Origin of the sequence: Methylorubrum sp. POS3 (genome assembly GCF_043352485.1) — a bacterium.
GTDB lineage: Bacteria > Pseudomonadota > Alphaproteobacteria > Rhizobiales > Beijerinckiaceae > Methylobacterium > Methylobacterium suomiense.
On the sequence record NZ_JAPRBT010000001.1, the window covers coordinates 1,508,554 to 1,525,659 of the forward strand.

Consider the following 17,106-nt stretch of genomic DNA (forward strand, 5'->3'; position numbering starts at 1 on the left):
CCCGTCAGGCGGCCCGCACGGTGGCCAGGAAGTGGGCCACCTCGCCCGAGAGATGCTCCGACTGGCGTGACAGTTCGGAGGCCGAGGCGAGCACCTGCGTGGCGGCGGCGCCCGTATCTTCCGAGGCGCGGGCCACGCCGACGATGTTGCTCGTCACCTCGGCGGTGCCGGTTGAGGCCTGGGCGACGTTGCGCACGATCTCCTGCGTCGCGGCACCCTGCTCCTCCACCGCCGCGGCGATGCCGGTCGCCACGCTGCTGATCTCGCGGATGCGCCCGGCGATCCCGCCGATCGCGGCGACGGCCTGATCGGTCACGCCCTGCACCTGACCGATGCGCTGGCCGATCTCGTCGGTCGCTCGCGCAGTCTGGTTGGCGAGCTCCTTCACCTCGGCGGCGACCACCGCGAAGCCCCGGCCCGCCTCGCCGGCGCGGGCCGCCTCGATGGTGGCGTTGAGGGCGAGCAGGTTGGTCTGTCCGGCGATGTTGGAGATGAGGCCGACCATCGCCCCGATCTGCTCGGCGGCATGGCTGAGTTCCTGCACCAACCGTGTGGTCTGGTCGGCCTCGGTCACGGCCTGCTGCGCGAGGTTGGCCGAACCCGCCACCTGCCGGCCGATCTCCAGGACGGAGGTGCCCAGTTCCTCGGCGGCGGCGGCCACCGTCCCGACATTGGCGGCGGCCTCCTCGGCGGCGGCGGCCACGGCGGTGGACTGGGCGGTCGTCTGCGTCGCGGTCGCGGTCATAGTCTGTGCCGTGGCCTGCAGCTCGGTGGCGGCGGACGAGACCGTCCCGACGATCGATCCGACCGCCCGCTCGAAATCGTTCGCGAGCTCGACCATGGTCCGCTTGCGCTCGACCGCGGCGGCCTCGTCGGCGACGCGCTGGATCTCGGCCTGCTCGGCCGCTTTGCGGGCCACCATCGCCTTGATGGCGTCGACCGCGCGGGCGACCGCACCGACCTCGTCGCTGCGGGCCGCTTCCTTGATCTCGGCGTCGATCTCGCCCTTCGCCATCCGCTGGAGCACGCCGACGAGGCTGTCCAGGGGCCGCGAGATGCCCACCAGGGCGACGAAGAACGCTGCGGCGAGGCCGACCAGCATGCCGAAGACGGTGACGCCGATCAGGGTGTAGCGGGTGGTGTTGGTCTGCTCGGTGAGGACATCGGAGCCGCGCTCCATGAATGTGGTGATGTCCTCCGCCAGCTTGCCGCCCTCGGCCACGACATCCGCATAGGTCGGATCGATGGTGCGGTGGACGAGGTCGATCGCTTCGGCGTTCCGGTTGGAGGATCCGAGACGGCGCACTTCGGTGGCGTCGCTCACGAATTTTTCGATGCGGGCGCTGATCTGCTCGACGCGCGCGGTGTAGGTCGGCGCCTGTTCGCGCAGGTCGGTCAGCGACTTCTGGATCTTCGGTGCCGCCGCCTCGAACCCGTCATTGGCCGCCTTGATCTGCGCGTCCTCGGTCTCGGCGATGATCCGGTAGACCCAGTAATTGAGCTCGTACATCAGCCGGTTGGTGTACCGGATCGTTGCGACGGCCCGCGCTTCCTGGACGATGAAACGGCTATAGGCATCGTCAATCGCGAACATCCGCGATTGCGCATACCAGACGCAGCCGCCGACGATGACGGCAATCAGGGAGATGACCGATGCGAGCTTGGGGAGGACTTTGACGCGAGCGAGCAGAGACATAGGCGCTTCCTTGCAGATGCGACCATGATCGCCGCCGAGTGCTTAATGGCAGCCTAAGAAATAACATTTCCTGTGTTTTGGGCGCGCGTCCGAGGCTGGAGATAGGCGCTGCTCAGCGGACGGTATCCGCCGATACAACCGGTTGAGGTTGCGGGCTCATCGAGCGAGGGCCGACGCCCGTTCGGTCCGCTGAGGCTCAGGTCACGGGCTGCTCCATTTCGCTCCGCGCACGATCCTGTCGAACCGGAGATGGTGGGCGGGAACGGATCGATTCCGCTGAACCGATGCGCTCTTTCATCGGACGCCCGATCCGAGGGCGCTTGCGGCTGGGTTTGCAGCTCACCGCAAGCCGCCGCACCCGTCGCCCGCCGACCCGATGATGCACGGGATGCAGAGGTCCCACGCACGGCGCAATGGGGGGAGCAGAAACCAGTCTTACCAAGGGATATGAGCATATCGGAGACGCGATGCGGAATTATATGATAGAAATCTGTGTTAAAGTTCGCGGCATTCGTGTCTTTCGATCATGCGCCCACCTCCATAATCAGAAATAATGAAAAAATTATTTGTAGAGGTGCCGCAAAATCGCTCGGGGCGGCGCATCGCCGAGCCGCCATACACAATCGGCTTCGCCCGCGGATCGCATATACCCTCAGGAACGAAGTAAAATTGCTTCGCGGCTCAAATATTCAATGAGTGGCGATCTGAACTGTGTGTCGTCACTTTTGCTAATGATAATACTGATTAACGAACTATCGTTATAGTGTTCGTGGACAAACTCGATAAATGGAATTGTTTGCAGCAAATTGCAGAAGAGGACGGCTTGCCGGTATGACGTATCCATTTTCATGGCATCGAAAGTTGTTTGTGCTATTCGCCTTATCGCTTACGTTCGCGAGCACCGTCATCACATCCGCATGGGCTGATGTCGATTTCACCGGTGGAAATGGATCGGGGCCGATCAAGGCATCCCATTCCAATCTATGCTTGGGTTTGCCGAGCGGCAGCACTGCAGCCGGTACGCAGATCATTCAAGAAACTTGCAACGGCAGCGCCGCGCAGTTCTGGCAAGCGAAGCCATTCGGGAGCGGCTTCACCGTCGTGAATCTGGCGACCGGCCAATGCCTCGATTCGCAAATTTCGAACATTGCCGGCGGTGCGGTGATTCAATGGCCGTGCAACGGCAGCGGCCAGCAGACATGGTCGGTCAAGGCCCGCGGCGGCGGGATCGGGCTCGTCTCGGCCTATTCGGGGCAATGCCTCGATGTGTTCGGCGGCTTCAAGGACAGCGGAACGAAGATCATCCAATGGGGGTGCCATAGCGATGCCAATCAGACTTTCGTCCCCGTCGCTCTCGCAACGGGCGACGGCAGCGCCCTCGCCGAGAGCAGCGGGCGCAGTCCGATCAGCTTCGCAAATCGAACGGGTGCCGGGCCGATCAAGGTCGCCCATTCCGGCCTGTGCCTGACGGTCCCTGGTGGCAGTACCACGGGCGGCACGCAACTCGTTCAAGAGCCCTGCAACGGGAGCATCGCGCAGACGTGGCAGGTCAATCGCTTCGGTGACGGCTTCAATGTCGTCAATCGGGCGACCGGCCTCTGCATCGACTCGCAGATCTCGAAAGTTGCGGGCGGCGCCATCATCCAATGGGCCTGCAACGGCATGGCTCAGCAGACATGGTCGGCCGTGGCACAAGGTGATGGGTTCAGCCTCACTGCGGCCTATTCGGGCCAGTGCCTCGATGTCTTCGGCGGCGACAAAGAGAGCGGCACCAGGCTGATCCAATGGAACTGCACCGGTAACACCAATCAGACATTCATGGCCGGCTCAGCGACGAGCGACGGCGGCAGCCTCGCGGGCGACAATCAAGGCGGCGGCGGTGGATCGAATCCGGCCGGCAGCGCGCAGATCGGTGGAAACGGTGGGTCGATCTCACCCGGCGCATCGCCCCCCGCTGCCACCGGCCTGATCGTGGCCCGTCATTCGGCGATGTGTGTCGCGAACCCGAATGCACAGATGGCGGCCGGAACCGGCCTGGTTCAATGGACCTGCGAGCCGAAGGCCACGCATATGGATTGGCGGTTCGTGCCAGTCGGCAACGGCTACGAGATCCAGAACGTGAAGTCGGGCCTCTGCCTCACCGTCTCCGGGGGCGCCACGGCCAACGGAGCCGGCACGTCGCAGCAGGCCTGCAACAGAAGCGCCGGCAGTCTCTGGACGTTCCGGAAGGTCGGAAGCTTCTTCGAACTGGTCGCGGCCCATTCGGGACGATGCCTCAACATCTTCGACTCGTCGCGCACGGACAATGCCGCGGTGATCCAGTGGGATTGTACGGCGCAGGACAACGCCTTGTTCTCGCTCGTTCCGCCGGCCGCGCCATCGTTCTGGACGGCGCCGACTTCGCTCGGGATCGTTCCGGCCGCAGCGACGATGCTGCCTTCGGGCAAAGTCATGATGTGGGCGGCGGAGGCCAAATATTACTTCTCCAACGGTAACGGAACGTGGTTCACGGTGTACGATCCGAAGACCGGCAGCTCCGAGGATACTTATATCGCGAACACCGAACATGACATGTTTTGCCCCGGGACAAACCTGCTGGCGGATGGTCGTCTGGTTGTCGCCGGGGGCATCACTTCGGGTGCGACATCGATCTACAATCCCGACACCAACCAGTGGAGTTCAGGTCCGAAACTCAACATTTCGCGCGGCTACAATTCCAGCGTGACGCTCTCCACCGGCGAAGCCATGACTTACGGCGGCTCGTGGTCGGGTGGCCCCGGTGGGAAGAATGCCGAGGTCTGGTCGCCCGAGACCGGCAATTGGCGCGTCCTCTCGAGCGTCCTCGGCAATGCCGGTGCGGAATCGGGCAACAACATCTACCGAAACGACAACCACTTCTGGATGTTCGCGGTGTCGAACGGATCCGTGTTCCGTGCTGGGCCGAGCCGGGAGATGCATTGGATCGGCACCCAAGGGAACGGGACGCTGACCAGTGCCGGTAGGCGGAGTGACGATGCCCACTCGATGAACGGCACCGCGACGATGTTCGACGTCAACCGGATCTTCAAGGCTGGCGGTGCGCCCAGTTACGAGAACGATCCGGCGAACGGGCTGACCTACACGATCGACATCAGCGGAGGCCCGGGAACCACCCCCGTGGTTAAGGCGGCGCCGCCTCTCGCCTTCGCCCGAGCCTTCCACAACAGCGTGGTCCTGCCGAGCGGGGACGTCGTCGTGGTGGGCGGTCAAACGATGCCGGTCCCCTTCACGGACACCACCGCGATCTATCATCCGGAGATGTGGTCGCCGACGAAGAACACGATGGTGCGTCTTGCGCCGATCGATGTGCCGCGCACCTACCACAGCGTCGCGCTCCTCCTCACCGATGGGCGCGTGCTCTCGGCGGGGGGCGGCCTGTGCGGCAATGGCTGCTCGCAGAACCACCCTGACCTGCAGATCCTGACACCGCCCTATCTCTATGCCGCCGATGGGAGCCTCGCGAGCCGGCCGGTCATCGTCAGTGCCCCCGCAAGGGCCTTTCTCGGGCGACCGATCACGACCGTCACGGACCGCGCGGTCGGCAGCTTTGCCCTCGTGCGCCTCGGCAGCAACACGCACACGGTAGACAACGATCAGCGCCGCGTGCCGCTGACGATCTCCTGGTCGAGAGGGACGCTGTACAACCTCGCGCTGCCGGCCGACCCGGGGATCGTGACGCCCGGCAACTGGATGCTGTTTGCCCTCGATGCGAACGGCGTCCCGAGCGTCGCGAAGGTCATCCGCATCCGATAGGTCCGCCCGTGAACGCACTCTCCTTCATCCGGGGGAGAGCGTGCCGCGACAGGAACGGGAGACGTGTCCGATCGATCTCGATCGGACACGTCTCCCGTTGAGCCAGGACATCGCGGGCTCAGGGGAGAGCACATACAAATCGTTGTTGCGATTCACGTTTTCTTCCTGGGCTTGCGCTTCCCCGCGCAGGGGATCGCGATGGCACGGCCGTTGTCGCTTTCGGATTCACATCGGACACGGATCGCGCCGCACCTGCCCCATGGCCCACCGAGCTGAGTTCGGGTCGAGGGCAGCGGGTCGCAGCGCTGGGTTTGGCGGCGGCTGCTCGCCAAGATCGCCGCCGCAGGGCCTATCCCCGGTGCGTTGCAGCTCGATGCCGCGCACGTGAAGGCACATCGCCCGGCATCGGGCGGAAGCAGGGAGCCTGGATCTCGGGTCCGCGGTCGCGGCGCCGGACAAGATGCGCCGCGCGATCCTACGCCAGGGCGCCCAGCCGCCGCCCGGCCCACAGCGTCCCGGCGGCGCCGGCGAACATCGCGACGCCGAAGACCCAGCCGGAGACGGCGCCGGCCATGATGCCGGACAGGAGCGTGCCGACGCTGCAGCCCAGTCCCGTCATCGCGCCCCAGCCCAGCAAGACGCCGCCGGCCAGACCCCGGAACACCTGTCCGCGGCTCGGCACGGCCGGACGGAACTGGCCGGCGACGAGCGCCGCGGCGAAGGAAGCGAGCACGAGGCCGCCGATGAACAGGCCGTTGGGGGTGAGAACCGCGTCGCGCAGGGCGGTGGCGCAGCCGCGAAAGGTGTCGAGGCCTTCCAGCCGCTCCGGTAATATTCCGAAGGCGCCGGCCGCCTGACGCGAACGCCCGCCGATCTCGGCGGTGACGCCCAGCGGCCCGATCCGGAGATAGCTGAGCGTGCCGAGCGCTCCGACTGCGAGCCCGCCGAGCCAGACCGGCCAGCGCGCCACGAACACCGCGTGGAGCGGATCGGCCGCGTGGCGCGGCTCCGGCGCGGGCAGCCGGCGCAGCAGCGGCCACGCCAGGGCGGCGAGAAGCGCGAGGGAGAGGGCGAGACTGCCGGCGTAGCCCAGATGGCGCGGCAGCCAGAGCACCGGGGCTTCCGACAGGCTGGCGAGGTAGAGCGGGTTCCAGGTCAGGAAGCCGAGGACGAAGCCGAGCCCCGTGCCGAGCAGCGCGAACGGCGCCGTCGGCGAGCCTTCGCCCAGCCGGTAGAGATGGGCGCTGATGCAGGAGCCCGAGATCGCCATGCCGGCCCCGAAGGCGAGTCCGGCCAGCGCCAGCACGGGACCGACCGGGCCGATATGCGCGTCCGGCGGCAACCGCGTGCCGGACGGGTCCGGCATCCAGGCACCCAGCACGACCGCGTAGCCCGCGACCCCCACGGCGAGCGCCGCCAGGATGCCGAGCATGCCCCGGGGATCGCCGCTCACGAGGAAGTCGCGCCACTGGCAGTAGAAGCAGAAGCGGCTGCGCTGGAGCACGAGGCCGAACAACGCGCCGAAGACGAGCGAGAGGGCGAGCCGGGTGCCTCCCGCCTCGCCCGAGAGTCGCCACGCGGCCGCCGCGAGCCCGGCCGCGACCAAGCTCGCCAAGGCTGCCCGCAGCGGCTTTCCGCGGGCGACCGTGCCGGGCGCAGGCCCGGCCGGGCTCGGCGCCAGGGCCGGCACGAGACTGGCCCGGCTCAGATGCCGGGCCGGCTTGGCGGCGAAGCCGAGCGAACCGACCGGCTCCGCCAGAGCGTCCGACCGGCTTAGGTGCCGGTTCGCTTGCCACTTCACTTGCCGCCCCAGACCGTCCCGGCGAGGTTCACCACCGGCACGCCCACCGCGTTGCCGTACTCGGTCCAGGAGCCGTCATAGTTGCGGGCGTCGTAGCCGAGGATGCGGCTCAGCACGAACCAGGAATGGCTGGAGCGCTCGCCGATGCGGCAGGAGGTGATGATCGGCTTCGAGCCGTCGATGCCCGCCGCCGCGTAGAGCGCCTTCAGTTCTTCCTTGGATTTGAGGGTGCCGTCCGGGTTCACCGCCTTGGCCCAGGGGATGTTGACCGAGCCGGGGATGTGACCGGCGCGGATCGCCAGTTCCTGGATGCCGGCGGGGGCGATGATCTTGCCGCTGAACTCGTCGGGGGAGCGGATGTCGAGGATCTGCTCGTCCCGCTCCTTCTTCGCCACCGCCAGCACATCGGCGAAGCGGGCACGGAGTTTCCCCGAGGGCGCTTGCGCGGTGAAGGTCGAGGCGGGCACCTCGGCGGTGCGGGTGTCGAGCGGACGCTTCTCGGCCTCCCATTTCTTGCGACCGCCGTCGAGGAGCTTGACGGTGTCGGTCAGGCCATATTGGGCGAACACCCAGGCGCCCCAGGCCGCGAACCAGTTGTTGTTGTCGCCGTAGAGCACCACGGTGGTGTCGCGATCGACGCCGAGGCGCCGGGCGAGCGCGGTGAACTTGTCGGGGCCGGCGATGTCGCGGCTCACCGTCTCGACGAGGTCGGTGTGCCACGCGACGTTCTGGGCATTCGGGATATGCCCGCGCTCGAACACGCCCGGCTCCACGCTGACCTCGACGATCCGGAGATTCTTGGCGTCGAGATTCTTCTCCAGCCACTCGGTGGAGACGAGCGGGCTGCTGTTCGCCGCGCTCTCCTTCGCGGGTTTGGTGGCCGGCTCCTGGGCCGCGGCCGGGGCGGCGGGCAGGAGGACGGCGGCAGCGACGGCGAACAGGAAGGCGGATTTGCGCAGCACGGGTGAGGCTCCGGACAAGGCAGCAGCGATCGACCGGAGCGGCGGCGGCCGTTCCGTCGGGGGCTTGCTTCGAGGGAAATTGGGCAGGTCCGGCGGCGCTCCGGCCGCACCTCGAGGACAGGATCCGCTGGCGGGATCCGTTCCGAGGAGGGCCGGTCGTGACCGGACCGCACGTCAATGTCGCCGCGCCGGAGCCATCCGGTCAACGAAATAATCGTCCGTTCTTCGGGAGGTTACGCGTGTCTATTTCTGCCCGCACTCGAATTTTCATGAAGGATTATCTTGGGCAATACGGACGTGGTTCGACTCGCGCCCCGATCCGCCCGAAAAAGCCCGCGATCTCCCGCGCCGCCGCGTCGGGCCGCTCCCGATGCGGGAAATGGCCCGCGCCTTCGAACGGCGCGAGATCGAGCTGGGCGAACGTTTCGCCGAGGCGGTCGGTCCAGGTATAGGGGAAGAGCGGGTCCTGCGTGCCCCAGCGGATGCCGGTCGGCACCGTGATCGGGGCCGTGTCGGGCACCTCGCCCTTCAGCATCGCGAGCCGCCCCGCCTGCTGGCTCAGATACCAGTTGAAGCCCCCCTGCAGGTTGCCGGGCACCAGGAAATTGTCGGTGAAGGTATCGAGTACGTCGTCGAACGCGTGCGGGTTGCCGCCGGCCCAATGCGTCAGGAAGTGGCCGATATAGGCGCGGCACGCCTCGCGCGAGGCGCCCACCACCTGCGCGGCGAAGGGCTGGAGGTGGAAGGACTGGTACCAGATCTCGGCCAGCATCTCCGGCTGGGCGAGCCGCGGACCGATGCCGGGATAGGGGCAATCGAAGAAGAACAGGCCGGTGAGCCGCTCCGGCGCGCGGCGCCCCAGGGCCTGACCGACATAGGCGCCGACATCGTGGCCGACGAGGCCCGTCCGCTCGATCCCGAGGCCATCGAGAAGGCCCAGGATGTCGGCGGCGTGCACCTCCGGGCCGGCTTGGTCCGAGGGGCCGGGATCGGGCTTCTCGCTGGCGCCGAAACCGCGCAGATCCGGAGCGATCAGGCTGAACCGATCCGCGAGGCGGGCCATCACCGGCTCCCAGGTCAGCCAGAATTCCGGCCAGCCGTGCAGGAGCACCAGGGGCGGGCCCTCGCCCGTGCGCGCCACGTGCAGCCGCACGCCGTTGGCCATCACCGTCTCGTGCCGGATATCCATCAGACCCGCGTCCCCCATTCCGCGGGGGCAACGCGGCGGACCCGCCGCGCCGTTCCGCGGCGTCGGCGACACGGTGCCGACATCTTCGCGGGCGGCCGCTTGACCGGACAAGCTCAGCTGTTTCAATGCGCGCGCTCCGCCATCCGGCCGGGGACGAGGCGCGCGAGGCGGCAGATGGCGACGACGTTCCGGTGGTTCGCGCTCCCGCTCGCCCTGGGTTTCGGCCTCACGGCGTCCGGTTGCACGGGTTTCGCCTACATCTCCAAGACCTACGTCTCCCAGGTGCCTCAGGTCGTCACCATCGGCTGCAACGAGCCCTACGAGATCTACGACAATCGCCAGAAGCGCCGCGTGCTCGTGGTCTCGAACGCCCTGCGCGAGGTGACGGGTTGCGATATCGGGCGCCTCGGCGAGGGCCGCTCGCCCGCCGAGACCCGTGCCACCCGCTTCCGCACGGCCGCACGCACCTATCTCGACGAGACCGTGCGCGAGGATTGCACGATCAGCGGCGAGACCGTCTTCAGCGACCTTCAGTCCGAGTTCGCCTATACCTGCGACGCGCCGGTCGAGCCCCGTGGCACCAAGGTGCCGCGCCTGCCGGGCCGGCGCATCCAGCGCTGACGGTTTCGCGCGTCACCGCGCGGGACGGCGGTCGACCTTCGCCCGACGCAACAGGTCGAGCGCAGCGCTAGGGCTCGGCCGGGCCGACGAAGGTCCGCTCGGTCGCGTCGCCCGCCGCCGCCAGCAGCGCCCGGGCGAAGGCCCGCGCCTCGCTCCGATCGAGGCTCAGGATCGCGGTGACGGGGCGCCCGCCGAGATCGGGCAGGCCGAGTTCCAGGCGCACGCCGTCGCCCTCCGCGGTCGCGGACAGGCTCCAGCCGCGCTCCCTGCCCTGGCCGGACTCGCTCATCGGGACGAATCCTCTCCGAAGCGCCCTCCGGCGAAGCGAATGCCGGTTCTGCGAAAGAAAGCGCGTGAGAACAGAGGCCTAGAGCCGTATCCGGTGTGATGCAATCGGCTTGGACGCGACTTCGGCTCCGGGGCTGCCCAGGACCGGTCCCCGTGATCCAGGCCGGACGCCCGTGCCGGGCAGGGCCGCGGGTGGCGCGATTGACGGGCGGGGCCGGGGATGATGTGTGCGCCGCGACCCGCCCGCGGGACGACATTCTTTTCTCAGAGAGAGCAGGGACGACCGACATGTCCGAGATCTGGTTCCGCACCGGCGAGGCGACGGTGCTCGCCGCCGAGGGGCAGTACACCGACGCGATGCCGGAGGTGCTGATCGGCTCGACCCGCGGCCCCGTGGGACAGGCCTTCGCCAGCATGCTGGGTCAGGTCCAGGGCCATACCCGCATGTTCGTGGTGCGCGACCTCAACCAGCTGGTCCGCCCCTCCACGATCATGACCACCAAGGTCACGATCCACACCGCCGAGTACGCGGAGCTACTCGGCGGCGTCGTGCAGGCGGCGACCGGCGACGCCATCGTCGATTGCGTGATCGAGGGAATCCTGCCGAAGGACGGTCTCGACGAGCTGTGCATGATCATCACGATCTGGCTCGACGAGCGCTGCGGCAGCCACGAGGATCTCGACCGCAAGGATCTCTACCGCACCAATTACGAGGCGACGAAGCTCGCCATCGGCCGGGCGATGCGCGGCGAGCCGACGATCGACGAGCTGATCGCCAACCGAAAGACCGTCAAGCACTACGCCCTGGAAGGTGTGATCGAGTATTGATTGGCGCGAATGTGCGGGACGCGGCCCGGGCTGCGTCCTGTTCGAGCGGACCGGCGGCCGGCCCATGGCCGAAGCCGGTCCTGCCCGGAGGCGAAGACCCTCGGGATCGCTCATGAAGAGCGCCACGGTCTCAGACCGGCGCCGAGGCCTGCGGAGCGCGGGTGCGCACGGCACACGCAAGGCGAGCGGCGGCCTCTGACCCGACAGCCGCACCCTCTCTTGACAGGGAGATGCCTCGCTCTCGTTACGACGACCGCACGAGGGGGATGCACATCATGATCTGGGTCAAGGACCAGAGATGCCGGTTAACTTATATCTGTGAGGATTGGTATCGAATCACCGGTCAGGAGCCGGACGAGTCGCTGGGATTCGGTTGGCTTGCCGCGATCCACCCTGACGATCGCCCTCTGATCGAACACAGTGTCAAGGAAGCCTGCCGACATCGCGTCGAGTTCATGATGCGGTTTCGGATCAGACGTCAGAACGGATCCTACGTCTGGATCATCGACGCGGCCACGCCCTCGTTCGCCCCCCTGACCCATGACTTCATCGGTTACTTGGGGCTGATCAGTCAGTACCAGGACGATACGCAGGATTTGACGGCCAAGGCCGAAGTCGGCGCGTTCAAACCGGGGCGAGCGGCTGCCGAATTCGGGCCGGTTTCAAAGCTCGACATCATCGCCGATCACTTGATCATGGCGAAAGCTGCATCGGTCGGCTGTGCGCCGGAAGTCATGACGGCGATCGACGGCGCGCTGCATGCGGCCGGCCGCGCTCTCGTCGTGGAAATGCAGAGAAACACGCAGCCGGAATCGCTTCACTGATTCTCGGCTGCCAGAAGACGGCGGAGTTCCGCATAGGCCCGTTCGCGGACCTCGTACGAGGTCCGCAGCAGAGTGCCCGGTTCGCCCTGAGCCTCAGGAAGATCGTCTAGATCACGCTTATTGCCGTCCTGTTTCAGAACCTTGGCGGCCTCGCAGCGCCATGTCGCGTCGGCGACGTCGAACAGGAGCTGTGCTGCTGCTTGATCGCCGCCGGGGACAGTCTGGCCGTCAACGCAATTGCTGGCGATAAAGTCGTGCATTTCTGAGTTGCGCGCCATCTACTTGTTGCGGGGGGCCGCTCTTAAGCGATTTCCGTCCGTTGTCCAGCGTATTTCAGTCCATTCGACTGCCTAGTCCGTGAAAACACGGAAATTTGAAAACAACTGTAGGATCGTGGTGTTGCACTCGCCGATCGGTCGTTTAACGCGATCGTTTCGTCCCTCGGTCGAGCCGACGACGTGGATGTTTCACCCGATTCAAGCTGCCGCCGACCGAGGGGGCACCGTAATCGTTTCACGTTCTGGTGAGTGAATAAAGGAAATAACTGCCCGGAATCCAATCAGGTTGATTTCAGCCAAGCCGCTGCTTAGGCGATGAGATCGTTACTGTTTCCATCTGGCCTCGATCCGCTGTCCGGTTTTGTTGAGTGTTCCAAGAGTGGGACCGGCAACAATTCTGCGATTTCAGCCAGACGAGGAGCTTTGCGGAAGTGGTGGGACAGATGTGATGAGTTGGTGACCGGTTGCGCTAAAAGGTAAAAAGAACAATGACGCGTGCCAGTGTGCTCGTTGATATGGAAATATTTGTGGAAGTAGCCAAGCACCGCAGCTTCAGCCGCGCCGCCGTGGAAATCGGTATCCCGATCTCGTCCCTGTCGCGACGCCTCAAGAGGCTGGAGGAAAGCATCGGGGTACGGCTGATGGATCGTACGACCCGGAGGATCACGCTGACGTCCTACGGCGAGGCCTTCTACGCTCAGGCTGTTCGGGTCGTCGAGGAAGCGCAGCGTGCTTATGACGACGTCGCGGCCGATGCGCGTGGGCTTCGTGGACTTCTCAAGATCGTGGCGCACCCGAATGCTTGGCTCTTGAACAGCTTCGCATCCTTCATCTCCGAATACCGGTCGACCAACGACCTCGTCGAAATCCAGCTTGATCTGAGCCACGGGCCCATCGACCTGATGGGCGACCGTTACGACCTGGCCGTGATGCTCGAACCTCCCAAGGAATCGGCACTCATCGTGCGAAAGATGCGCGACGTCGAGAATGGCATCTTTGCCGCCCCCGGCTATCTGGAGGATTGGGGGCGCCCCCATACCCCGTCCGACCTCGCGGATCATCATGTCATCGTGTCCGGGCAGGGATCGACGTGGTCGCTGAGCCGAGAGGGGGAAACGGTATCGGTCGCGGTGGCCGGCCCGGTTTCCTCCAACTCCCCCACGCTGACCCATCGGCTGGCCCTGGAGGGGCATGGATTGTTTGCCTCCGACATCCTGCAAGTTCGGGAGGACGTCGAAAGCGGGGCCTTGGTCCAAGTCATGCCGGCCTGGAAGCTCGAGACGACCTCGCTCTACATCGTGACGACGTCGCGTCTGCTCTCGGCCCGCGCCCGCAGCTTCATCGATTTCGTCCTGTCTCAAGAAATCCGCCCTCAGGCTGCCTGAGATACGCATCGGTTCGGACACGTCTGGGGGATGGGCTGCATACGATAAAGCGCCGAGCGCCAAAAATTATTGTTTTGCAGAAATTATTTTTTGATATATTGAGAGTTCGAAGGAACTCGAATGCCGAACGTCATCGCCTTCCCCTCGGGGGACGAACCAGGCTCATCGAAGGCAGGCGATCAGCCCGGTCTCCGGCGGTGGGCCTGCTACGCAATGTGGCTGGTCACGACGATGCTCGGGTTGACGGCTCTGTTCACCGTGACGGTTCTGGCCCTGGGATTGATCTTTCAGGGGGCGCTTCTTTGGCTCGCACCGGGCATGGGCTTCGTCGGAGCCCGGCCTGAGGGGATCTCCGGTGCCGTGGCGTTCGGGGCGCTGCCCTGGCCGACCCGGATGGCCTATGCGGTAAATTTCGCCGCGACCCAGATCCCGATCCTGGCCCTGCTCAGCAATATGCGGGCCCTGTTCGGCGACCTCGCAATCGGCACGGTGTTCGCCGCCGGACACATCTCTTGTCTGCGCCGCATGGCGCTCTGGTTGCTGGCTTACGCGGTCGCCCCCGTGGCCGGGCAGGCCCTCGTCCGGATCGTCGGGCATGGGGTCGATCTCGGATGGTTCCGGAGTTCCTCGGTTCATGCCCTCCTGATCGCGGTCGTCCTGGTTGTCTTCGCCGAGCTCATGCGGGCCGGGCAGGCGATCAAGGATGAGCGGGATGGGTTCGTCTGATGCCGATCGTGATGCGACTCGACGTGATGCTCGCCCGTCGCAAGCGGAAGTCGAAGGACCTTGCCCGCGCAGTCGGGATTACAGAGGCGAACCTGTCGCTGCTCAAGTCCGGCAAGATCCAGGGCGTGCGCTTCTCGACGCTCGAAGCGATCTGCCGGGAACTCGATTGCCAGCCCGGCGACCTTCTCGAATACGTGCCCGACGGTGAGGACGCCCTGCGCCGCGCCGGCTGACTGACCCGCGATCCCTAGCTCGAACCCGCGCGTCCGCGCTGCGGGAACGGAGACCCGTGCCCATGTCGCCCCTCTCGCGCGTGCTCCTGCTCCTCCTGGCCGTCGCGCCGCTCGCGGCGTGCAACCCTCCCGTTCCCCGGATGGAGCGCGTGGTCGTCGCTTGGCCTTCGGGGGAGGGCGCTGCCGTGACGGTGCCGATGCAGCGGGCCTCCGGGCGCTGGCTCGTCTCCATTGGCCTGCGGCGTCCGGACGGCAGTGAGCGGCAGGCGCTCGCATGGCTCAACATGGGGGCGCCCGCCCCGATCCTGTCCGAAGGACTGTACCGGGAACTCGGCCTCGCCGAAGGTCGCGACCTCGCGATGCGGATCGGTCCCGTCGGCGTGACGGTCGGCGGGCGCTCCGTCATCGATGGACCCGGGCGCATCGGTGACCAGGATCTCTTCGGCCTGCTGTTCGCGCCCCGCTCGGTGGAAGCCGTGCTCCCGGCGGGCGTGCTGCGGCATTTCGTGGTCACGGTCGATCCGCGGGCCGAGGCCCTGACCCTGGCGCGGCCCGGGACGCCGCGACCGCGCGGCGTGCCCGTGCCGGTCCGAATCGACTCCGCCTCGGGGATCGCGGTGGCGGATGCGCGGGTCGGCGGCCAAGCCGTTTCCCTCGTTCTCGATGTCGGCGCCCCCTACACGTGGCTGCGGGGAAGCACCGTCGCGACGTGGCTCGCCCGGCGCCCGGACTGGCGCCGGGCGGAGGGGGCGGTCGGGCGTGCCAACCTCGCGATGGCGGATCTCGGCCTCGAACCGGCGGGCACGGTGATCCGCCTGCCCCGCCTCGACCTGCCGGGATTGTCGTTCCCGGATGTCGGAGCGCTCGGCACCGGGCCGGTGGGGGGCCGGCTTGGCGCGGTCGCCCTTGGCGAGATCTTCTGGGACAGGTGGCAGGCCGGCATCGGCGAGCCGGTAGCGGGCTGGCTCGGCAACAACGTGCTCGACGGCGTCCGCCTGACGCTCGACTACCCGGCCGGGCAGAGCTTCTGGGAGCGGCAGCGGGCGACCGGCCCGGGCGACCTCGACGGCGTCGGACTTACGCTCGTGCGGCGCAGTGCGGGTTACGCCGTCGCCGCCGTCGCGACCCGAGAGGGACGTCCTCTCGTGCCGGGAGTCGAAGCGGGCGACCGGTTGGTGCGGATCGACGGGCATCCGCTCGACGGCCTCGCGCCCGAGGCCGCGCTCGCGGCCCTGTCCGCGCGACCGGGCGAGCGCCGCGTGCTGGAGCTCGACCGTGCCGGCGCTTCCGTGAAGGTCACGGCCGAGGGGGCCAGGTTTTGATGCCGGCCGGTTCCGCCCTCCTGCGGAAGATCGCTTCGATCTTCGCAAAGCCGCCGGTTTTTCGGCCCCGCCTCGCGAAGGCGCGGCGCTGCGTGCCGGCGGCCCTCCCGCTGCACCGGACCGGACGAACGCCGCACGTTGCAGGGGGGCGAGCCGAACGATGCCGCGCAGCGTTCCCGGTCTTCGTTGCCGTCGTCACGACGCTGTCGGCCTGCTCCATCGCGACGCCGATCCGATACGCCTTCGACAGCGCCCGCGATCCACCCGAGCGTTTGCGGATCGACGCCCCTGACGGAACCGACCTCGTCCTCTATTCGGCCGCCATCGGCGACGGTGCGGCGCCGATCCGGCCGAAGCGGATGCTGTTCGTGTCGGGCTCGGGCTGCACCAGCCTCGGACGGTTCCTGCGCCCCTATCTCGCACCGATCCGGGCGCCTCACCGCGTCTTCGCCGTCGAAAAGCCGGGGATCGCCGAGGGTGACCTCGGCTTCGCTTGCAGCGACGCGTTCCACGCCGCGGACATCCTGCCCGCGATCCTGGCGCGTCAGCGTGCGGCCCTCGACTGGCTGAGGCGCGGCGGCGACGGCGGGAGCGGCCCGGTCACGCTGTTCGGCGTGTCGGAAGGCGGGAGCGTCGCGGTCGCCTTAGCGGCGGAGGCCGGCCCGGCCATCGTGGATCGGGTCATCGTAGTCGGCTCGGGCGGCCTACCCCTGCGCCGGAGCCTGCAAATTCTCGCCTCGCGAGACCGGCTTCCGATCGATGTCGAGGCGCTCTTCAGCGAGGTCGCATCGGACCCTCATGCCGTCTCCCGTCGCCGCCTCGGCCACGCCCATGCCTACTGGTCTTCGATGCTCGACGCCGATCCGCTGCCCGCCTACCTGCGGCTTCAGGCGCCCACGCTCGTCCTGTTCGGAGAGCAGGATCGGAGCGTGCCGGTCGAATCCGCCTGGCACCTGAGGGAGGCCCTGCGGATTGCCGGGCGCCGGAACGTGACCGTCGGGATCGTTCCCGGAGCGGATCACGCCCTGCATCGCGACGGCCAGGATCTGAAGGCATCCTTGTTCCGGTATGCTTCGGAGGGTTTGAGGTCCGGTGTTTGGGCAGGCGAACCGATGCCGGAGCACGATGCAGGGCCGTGACGCAGAACGTCGGGGCGGTCCG

General features: G+C 66.9%; 15 protein-coding genes and 1 pseudogene. 10 read left to right on the forward strand and 6 right to left on the reverse strand.

The annotated features are described in order from the left end of the window. Positions 1–4 precede the first annotated feature (4 nt). On the reverse strand, positions 5–1,696 hold the full coding sequence (locus OWC43_RS07160) for a methyl-accepting chemotaxis protein (protein WP_393956177.1): 1,692 nt from the start codon (positions 1,694–1,696) through the stop codon (positions 5–7). A 786-nt stretch (positions 1,697–2,482) separates the two neighbouring features. On the opposite strand from OWC43_RS07160, the gene OWC43_RS07165 reads away from it, so the two are divergent. Then, complete coding sequence (locus OWC43_RS07165) at positions 2,483–5,488, forward strand: RICIN domain-containing protein (protein WP_393956178.1); 3,006 nt, start codon at positions 2,483–2,485, stop codon at positions 5,486–5,488. A 297-nt stretch (positions 5,489–5,785) separates the two neighbouring features. Beyond that, positions 5,786–5,944 (forward strand): annotated as a pseudogene (locus OWC43_RS07170) (IS5/IS1182 family transposase); the annotation flags it as partial. Between the two features lie 19 nt (positions 5,945–5,963). Here OWC43_RS07170 and OWC43_RS07175 read toward each other — a convergent pair. The 3 genes from OWC43_RS07175 to OWC43_RS07185 form a co-directional block, all read right to left on the reverse strand. Next, positions 5,964–7,115 (reverse strand): YeeE/YedE family protein, encoded by a 1,152-nt coding sequence (locus OWC43_RS07175; RefSeq protein WP_393958510.1) that lies wholly within the window; start codon positions 7,113–7,115, stop codon positions 5,964–5,966. A 170-nt stretch (positions 7,116–7,285) separates the two neighbouring features. After that, on the reverse strand, positions 7,286–8,251 hold the full coding sequence (locus tag OWC43_RS07180) for a sulfurtransferase (RefSeq protein ID WP_393956179.1): 966 nt from the start codon (positions 8,249–8,251) through the stop codon (positions 7,286–7,288). A 277-nt stretch (positions 8,252–8,528) separates the two neighbouring features. Beyond that, positions 8,529–9,443 (reverse strand): alpha/beta fold hydrolase, encoded by a 915-nt coding sequence (locus tag OWC43_RS07185; protein WP_393958511.1) that lies wholly within the window; start codon positions 9,441–9,443, stop codon positions 8,529–8,531. A 171-nt stretch (positions 9,444–9,614) separates the two neighbouring features. Between OWC43_RS07185 and OWC43_RS07190 the strand changes: the two genes are divergently transcribed. Continuing rightward, positions 9,615–10,061 (forward strand): hypothetical protein, encoded by a 447-nt coding sequence (locus tag OWC43_RS07190; RefSeq protein ID WP_393956180.1) that lies wholly within the window; start codon positions 9,615–9,617, stop codon positions 10,059–10,061. Between the two features lie 67 nt (positions 10,062–10,128). Here the strand turns inward: OWC43_RS07190 and OWC43_RS07195 are convergent, their stop codons facing one another. After that, positions 10,129–10,350, reverse strand: coding sequence for a hypothetical protein (locus tag OWC43_RS07195; protein WP_393956181.1), 222 nt, complete (start codon positions 10,348–10,350; stop codon positions 10,129–10,131). Between the two features lie 287 nt (positions 10,351–10,637). Between OWC43_RS07195 and fae the strand changes: the two genes are divergently transcribed. Beyond that, complete coding sequence (gene fae / locus OWC43_RS07200) at positions 10,638–11,177, forward strand: formaldehyde-activating enzyme (protein WP_137828996.1); 540 nt, start codon at positions 10,638–10,640, stop codon at positions 11,175–11,177. Positions 11,178–11,407: 230 nt separating this feature from the next. Next, entirely contained in the window at positions 11,408–12,001 is a 594-nt protein-coding gene (locus tag OWC43_RS07205) for a PAS domain-containing protein (RefSeq protein ID WP_137828997.1), read from the forward strand. Here the strand turns inward: OWC43_RS07205 and OWC43_RS07210 are convergent. Next, a complete protein-coding gene (locus OWC43_RS07210; protein ID WP_393956182.1) occupies positions 11,995–12,279 on the reverse strand; it encodes a hypothetical protein in 285 nt (94 codons plus the stop codon). The two genes, OWC43_RS07205 and OWC43_RS07210, sit on opposite strands and share 7 nt — an antisense overlap. Before the next feature lie 488 nt (positions 12,280–12,767). Here OWC43_RS07210 and OWC43_RS07215 point away from each other — a divergent pair, with 488 nt between their 5' ends. From OWC43_RS07215 to OWC43_RS07235, 5 genes are all read left to right on the forward strand, one after another. Further along, on the forward strand, positions 12,768–13,664 hold the full coding sequence (locus OWC43_RS07215; protein WP_393956183.1) for a LysR family transcriptional regulator: 897 nt from the start codon (positions 12,768–12,770) through the stop codon (positions 13,662–13,664). A 231-nt stretch (positions 13,665–13,895) separates the two neighbouring features. After that, the gene (locus OWC43_RS07220; RefSeq protein WP_393958512.1) at positions 13,896–14,390 is read left to right on the forward strand and encodes a DUF2975 domain-containing protein; all 495 of its coding nucleotides are present in this window, start codon (positions 13,896–13,898) and stop codon (positions 14,388–14,390) included. Further along, the gene (locus OWC43_RS07225) at positions 14,390–14,623 is read left to right on the forward strand and encodes a helix-turn-helix domain-containing protein (RefSeq protein ID WP_393956184.1); all 234 of its coding nucleotides are present in this window, start codon (positions 14,390–14,392) and stop codon (positions 14,621–14,623) included. Before OWC43_RS07220 ends, OWC43_RS07225 begins: the two co-directional genes overlap by 1 nt. 62 nt (positions 14,624–14,685) lie before the next feature. Then, positions 14,686–15,945 carry a peptide-binding protein gene (locus OWC43_RS07230; protein ID WP_393956185.1) on the forward strand — a complete coding sequence of 420 codons (1,260 nt, stop codon included), beginning with the start codon at positions 14,686–14,688 and terminating at the stop codon, positions 15,943–15,945. A gap of 92 nt (positions 15,946–16,037) precedes the next feature. Continuing rightward, the gene (locus OWC43_RS07235; RefSeq protein WP_393956186.1) at positions 16,038–17,084 is read left to right on the forward strand and encodes an alpha/beta fold hydrolase; all 1,047 of its coding nucleotides are present in this window, start codon (positions 16,038–16,040) and stop codon (positions 17,082–17,084) included. Positions 17,085–17,106: the final 22 nt, after the last annotated feature.

Bases quoted from the DNA above. Each gene is read 5' to 3' on its own strand.
- OWC43_RS07160 (WP_393956177.1), bottom strand. From the start codon at position 1,696: ATGTCTCTGCTCGCTCGCGTCAAAGTCCTCCCCAAGCTCGCATCGGTC.
- OWC43_RS07165 (WP_393956178.1), top strand. From the start codon at position 2,483: ATGGAATTGTTTGCAGCAAATTGCAGAAGAGGACGGCTTGCCGGTATG.
- OWC43_RS07190 (WP_393956180.1), top strand. From the start codon at position 9,615: ATGGCGACGACGTTCCGGTGGTTCGCGCTCCCGCTCGCCCTGGGTTTC.
- OWC43_RS07195 (WP_393956181.1), bottom strand. From the start codon at position 10,350: ATGAGCGAGTCCGGCCAGGGCAGGGAGCGCGGCTGGAGCCTGTCCGCG.
- fae (WP_137828996.1), top strand. From the start codon at position 10,638: ATGTCCGAGATCTGGTTCCGCACCGGCGAGGCGACGGTGCTCGCCGCC.
- OWC43_RS07205 (WP_137828997.1), top strand. From the start codon at position 11,408: ATGCCTCGCTCTCGTTACGACGACCGCACGAGGGGGATGCACATCATG.
- OWC43_RS07210 (WP_393956182.1), bottom strand. From the start codon at position 12,279: ATGGCGCGCAACTCAGAAATGCACGACTTTATCGCCAGCAATTGCGTT.
- OWC43_RS07215 (WP_393956183.1), top strand. From the start codon at position 12,768: ATGACGCGTGCCAGTGTGCTCGTTGATATGGAAATATTTGTGGAAGTA.
- OWC43_RS07220 (WP_393958512.1), top strand. From the start codon at position 13,896: ATGCTCGGGTTGACGGCTCTGTTCACCGTGACGGTTCTGGCCCTGGGA.
- OWC43_RS07225 (WP_393956184.1), top strand. From the start codon at position 14,390: ATGCCGATCGTGATGCGACTCGACGTGATGCTCGCCCGTCGCAAGCGG.
- OWC43_RS07230 (WP_393956185.1), top strand. From the start codon at position 14,686: ATGTCGCCCCTCTCGCGCGTGCTCCTGCTCCTCCTGGCCGTCGCGCCG.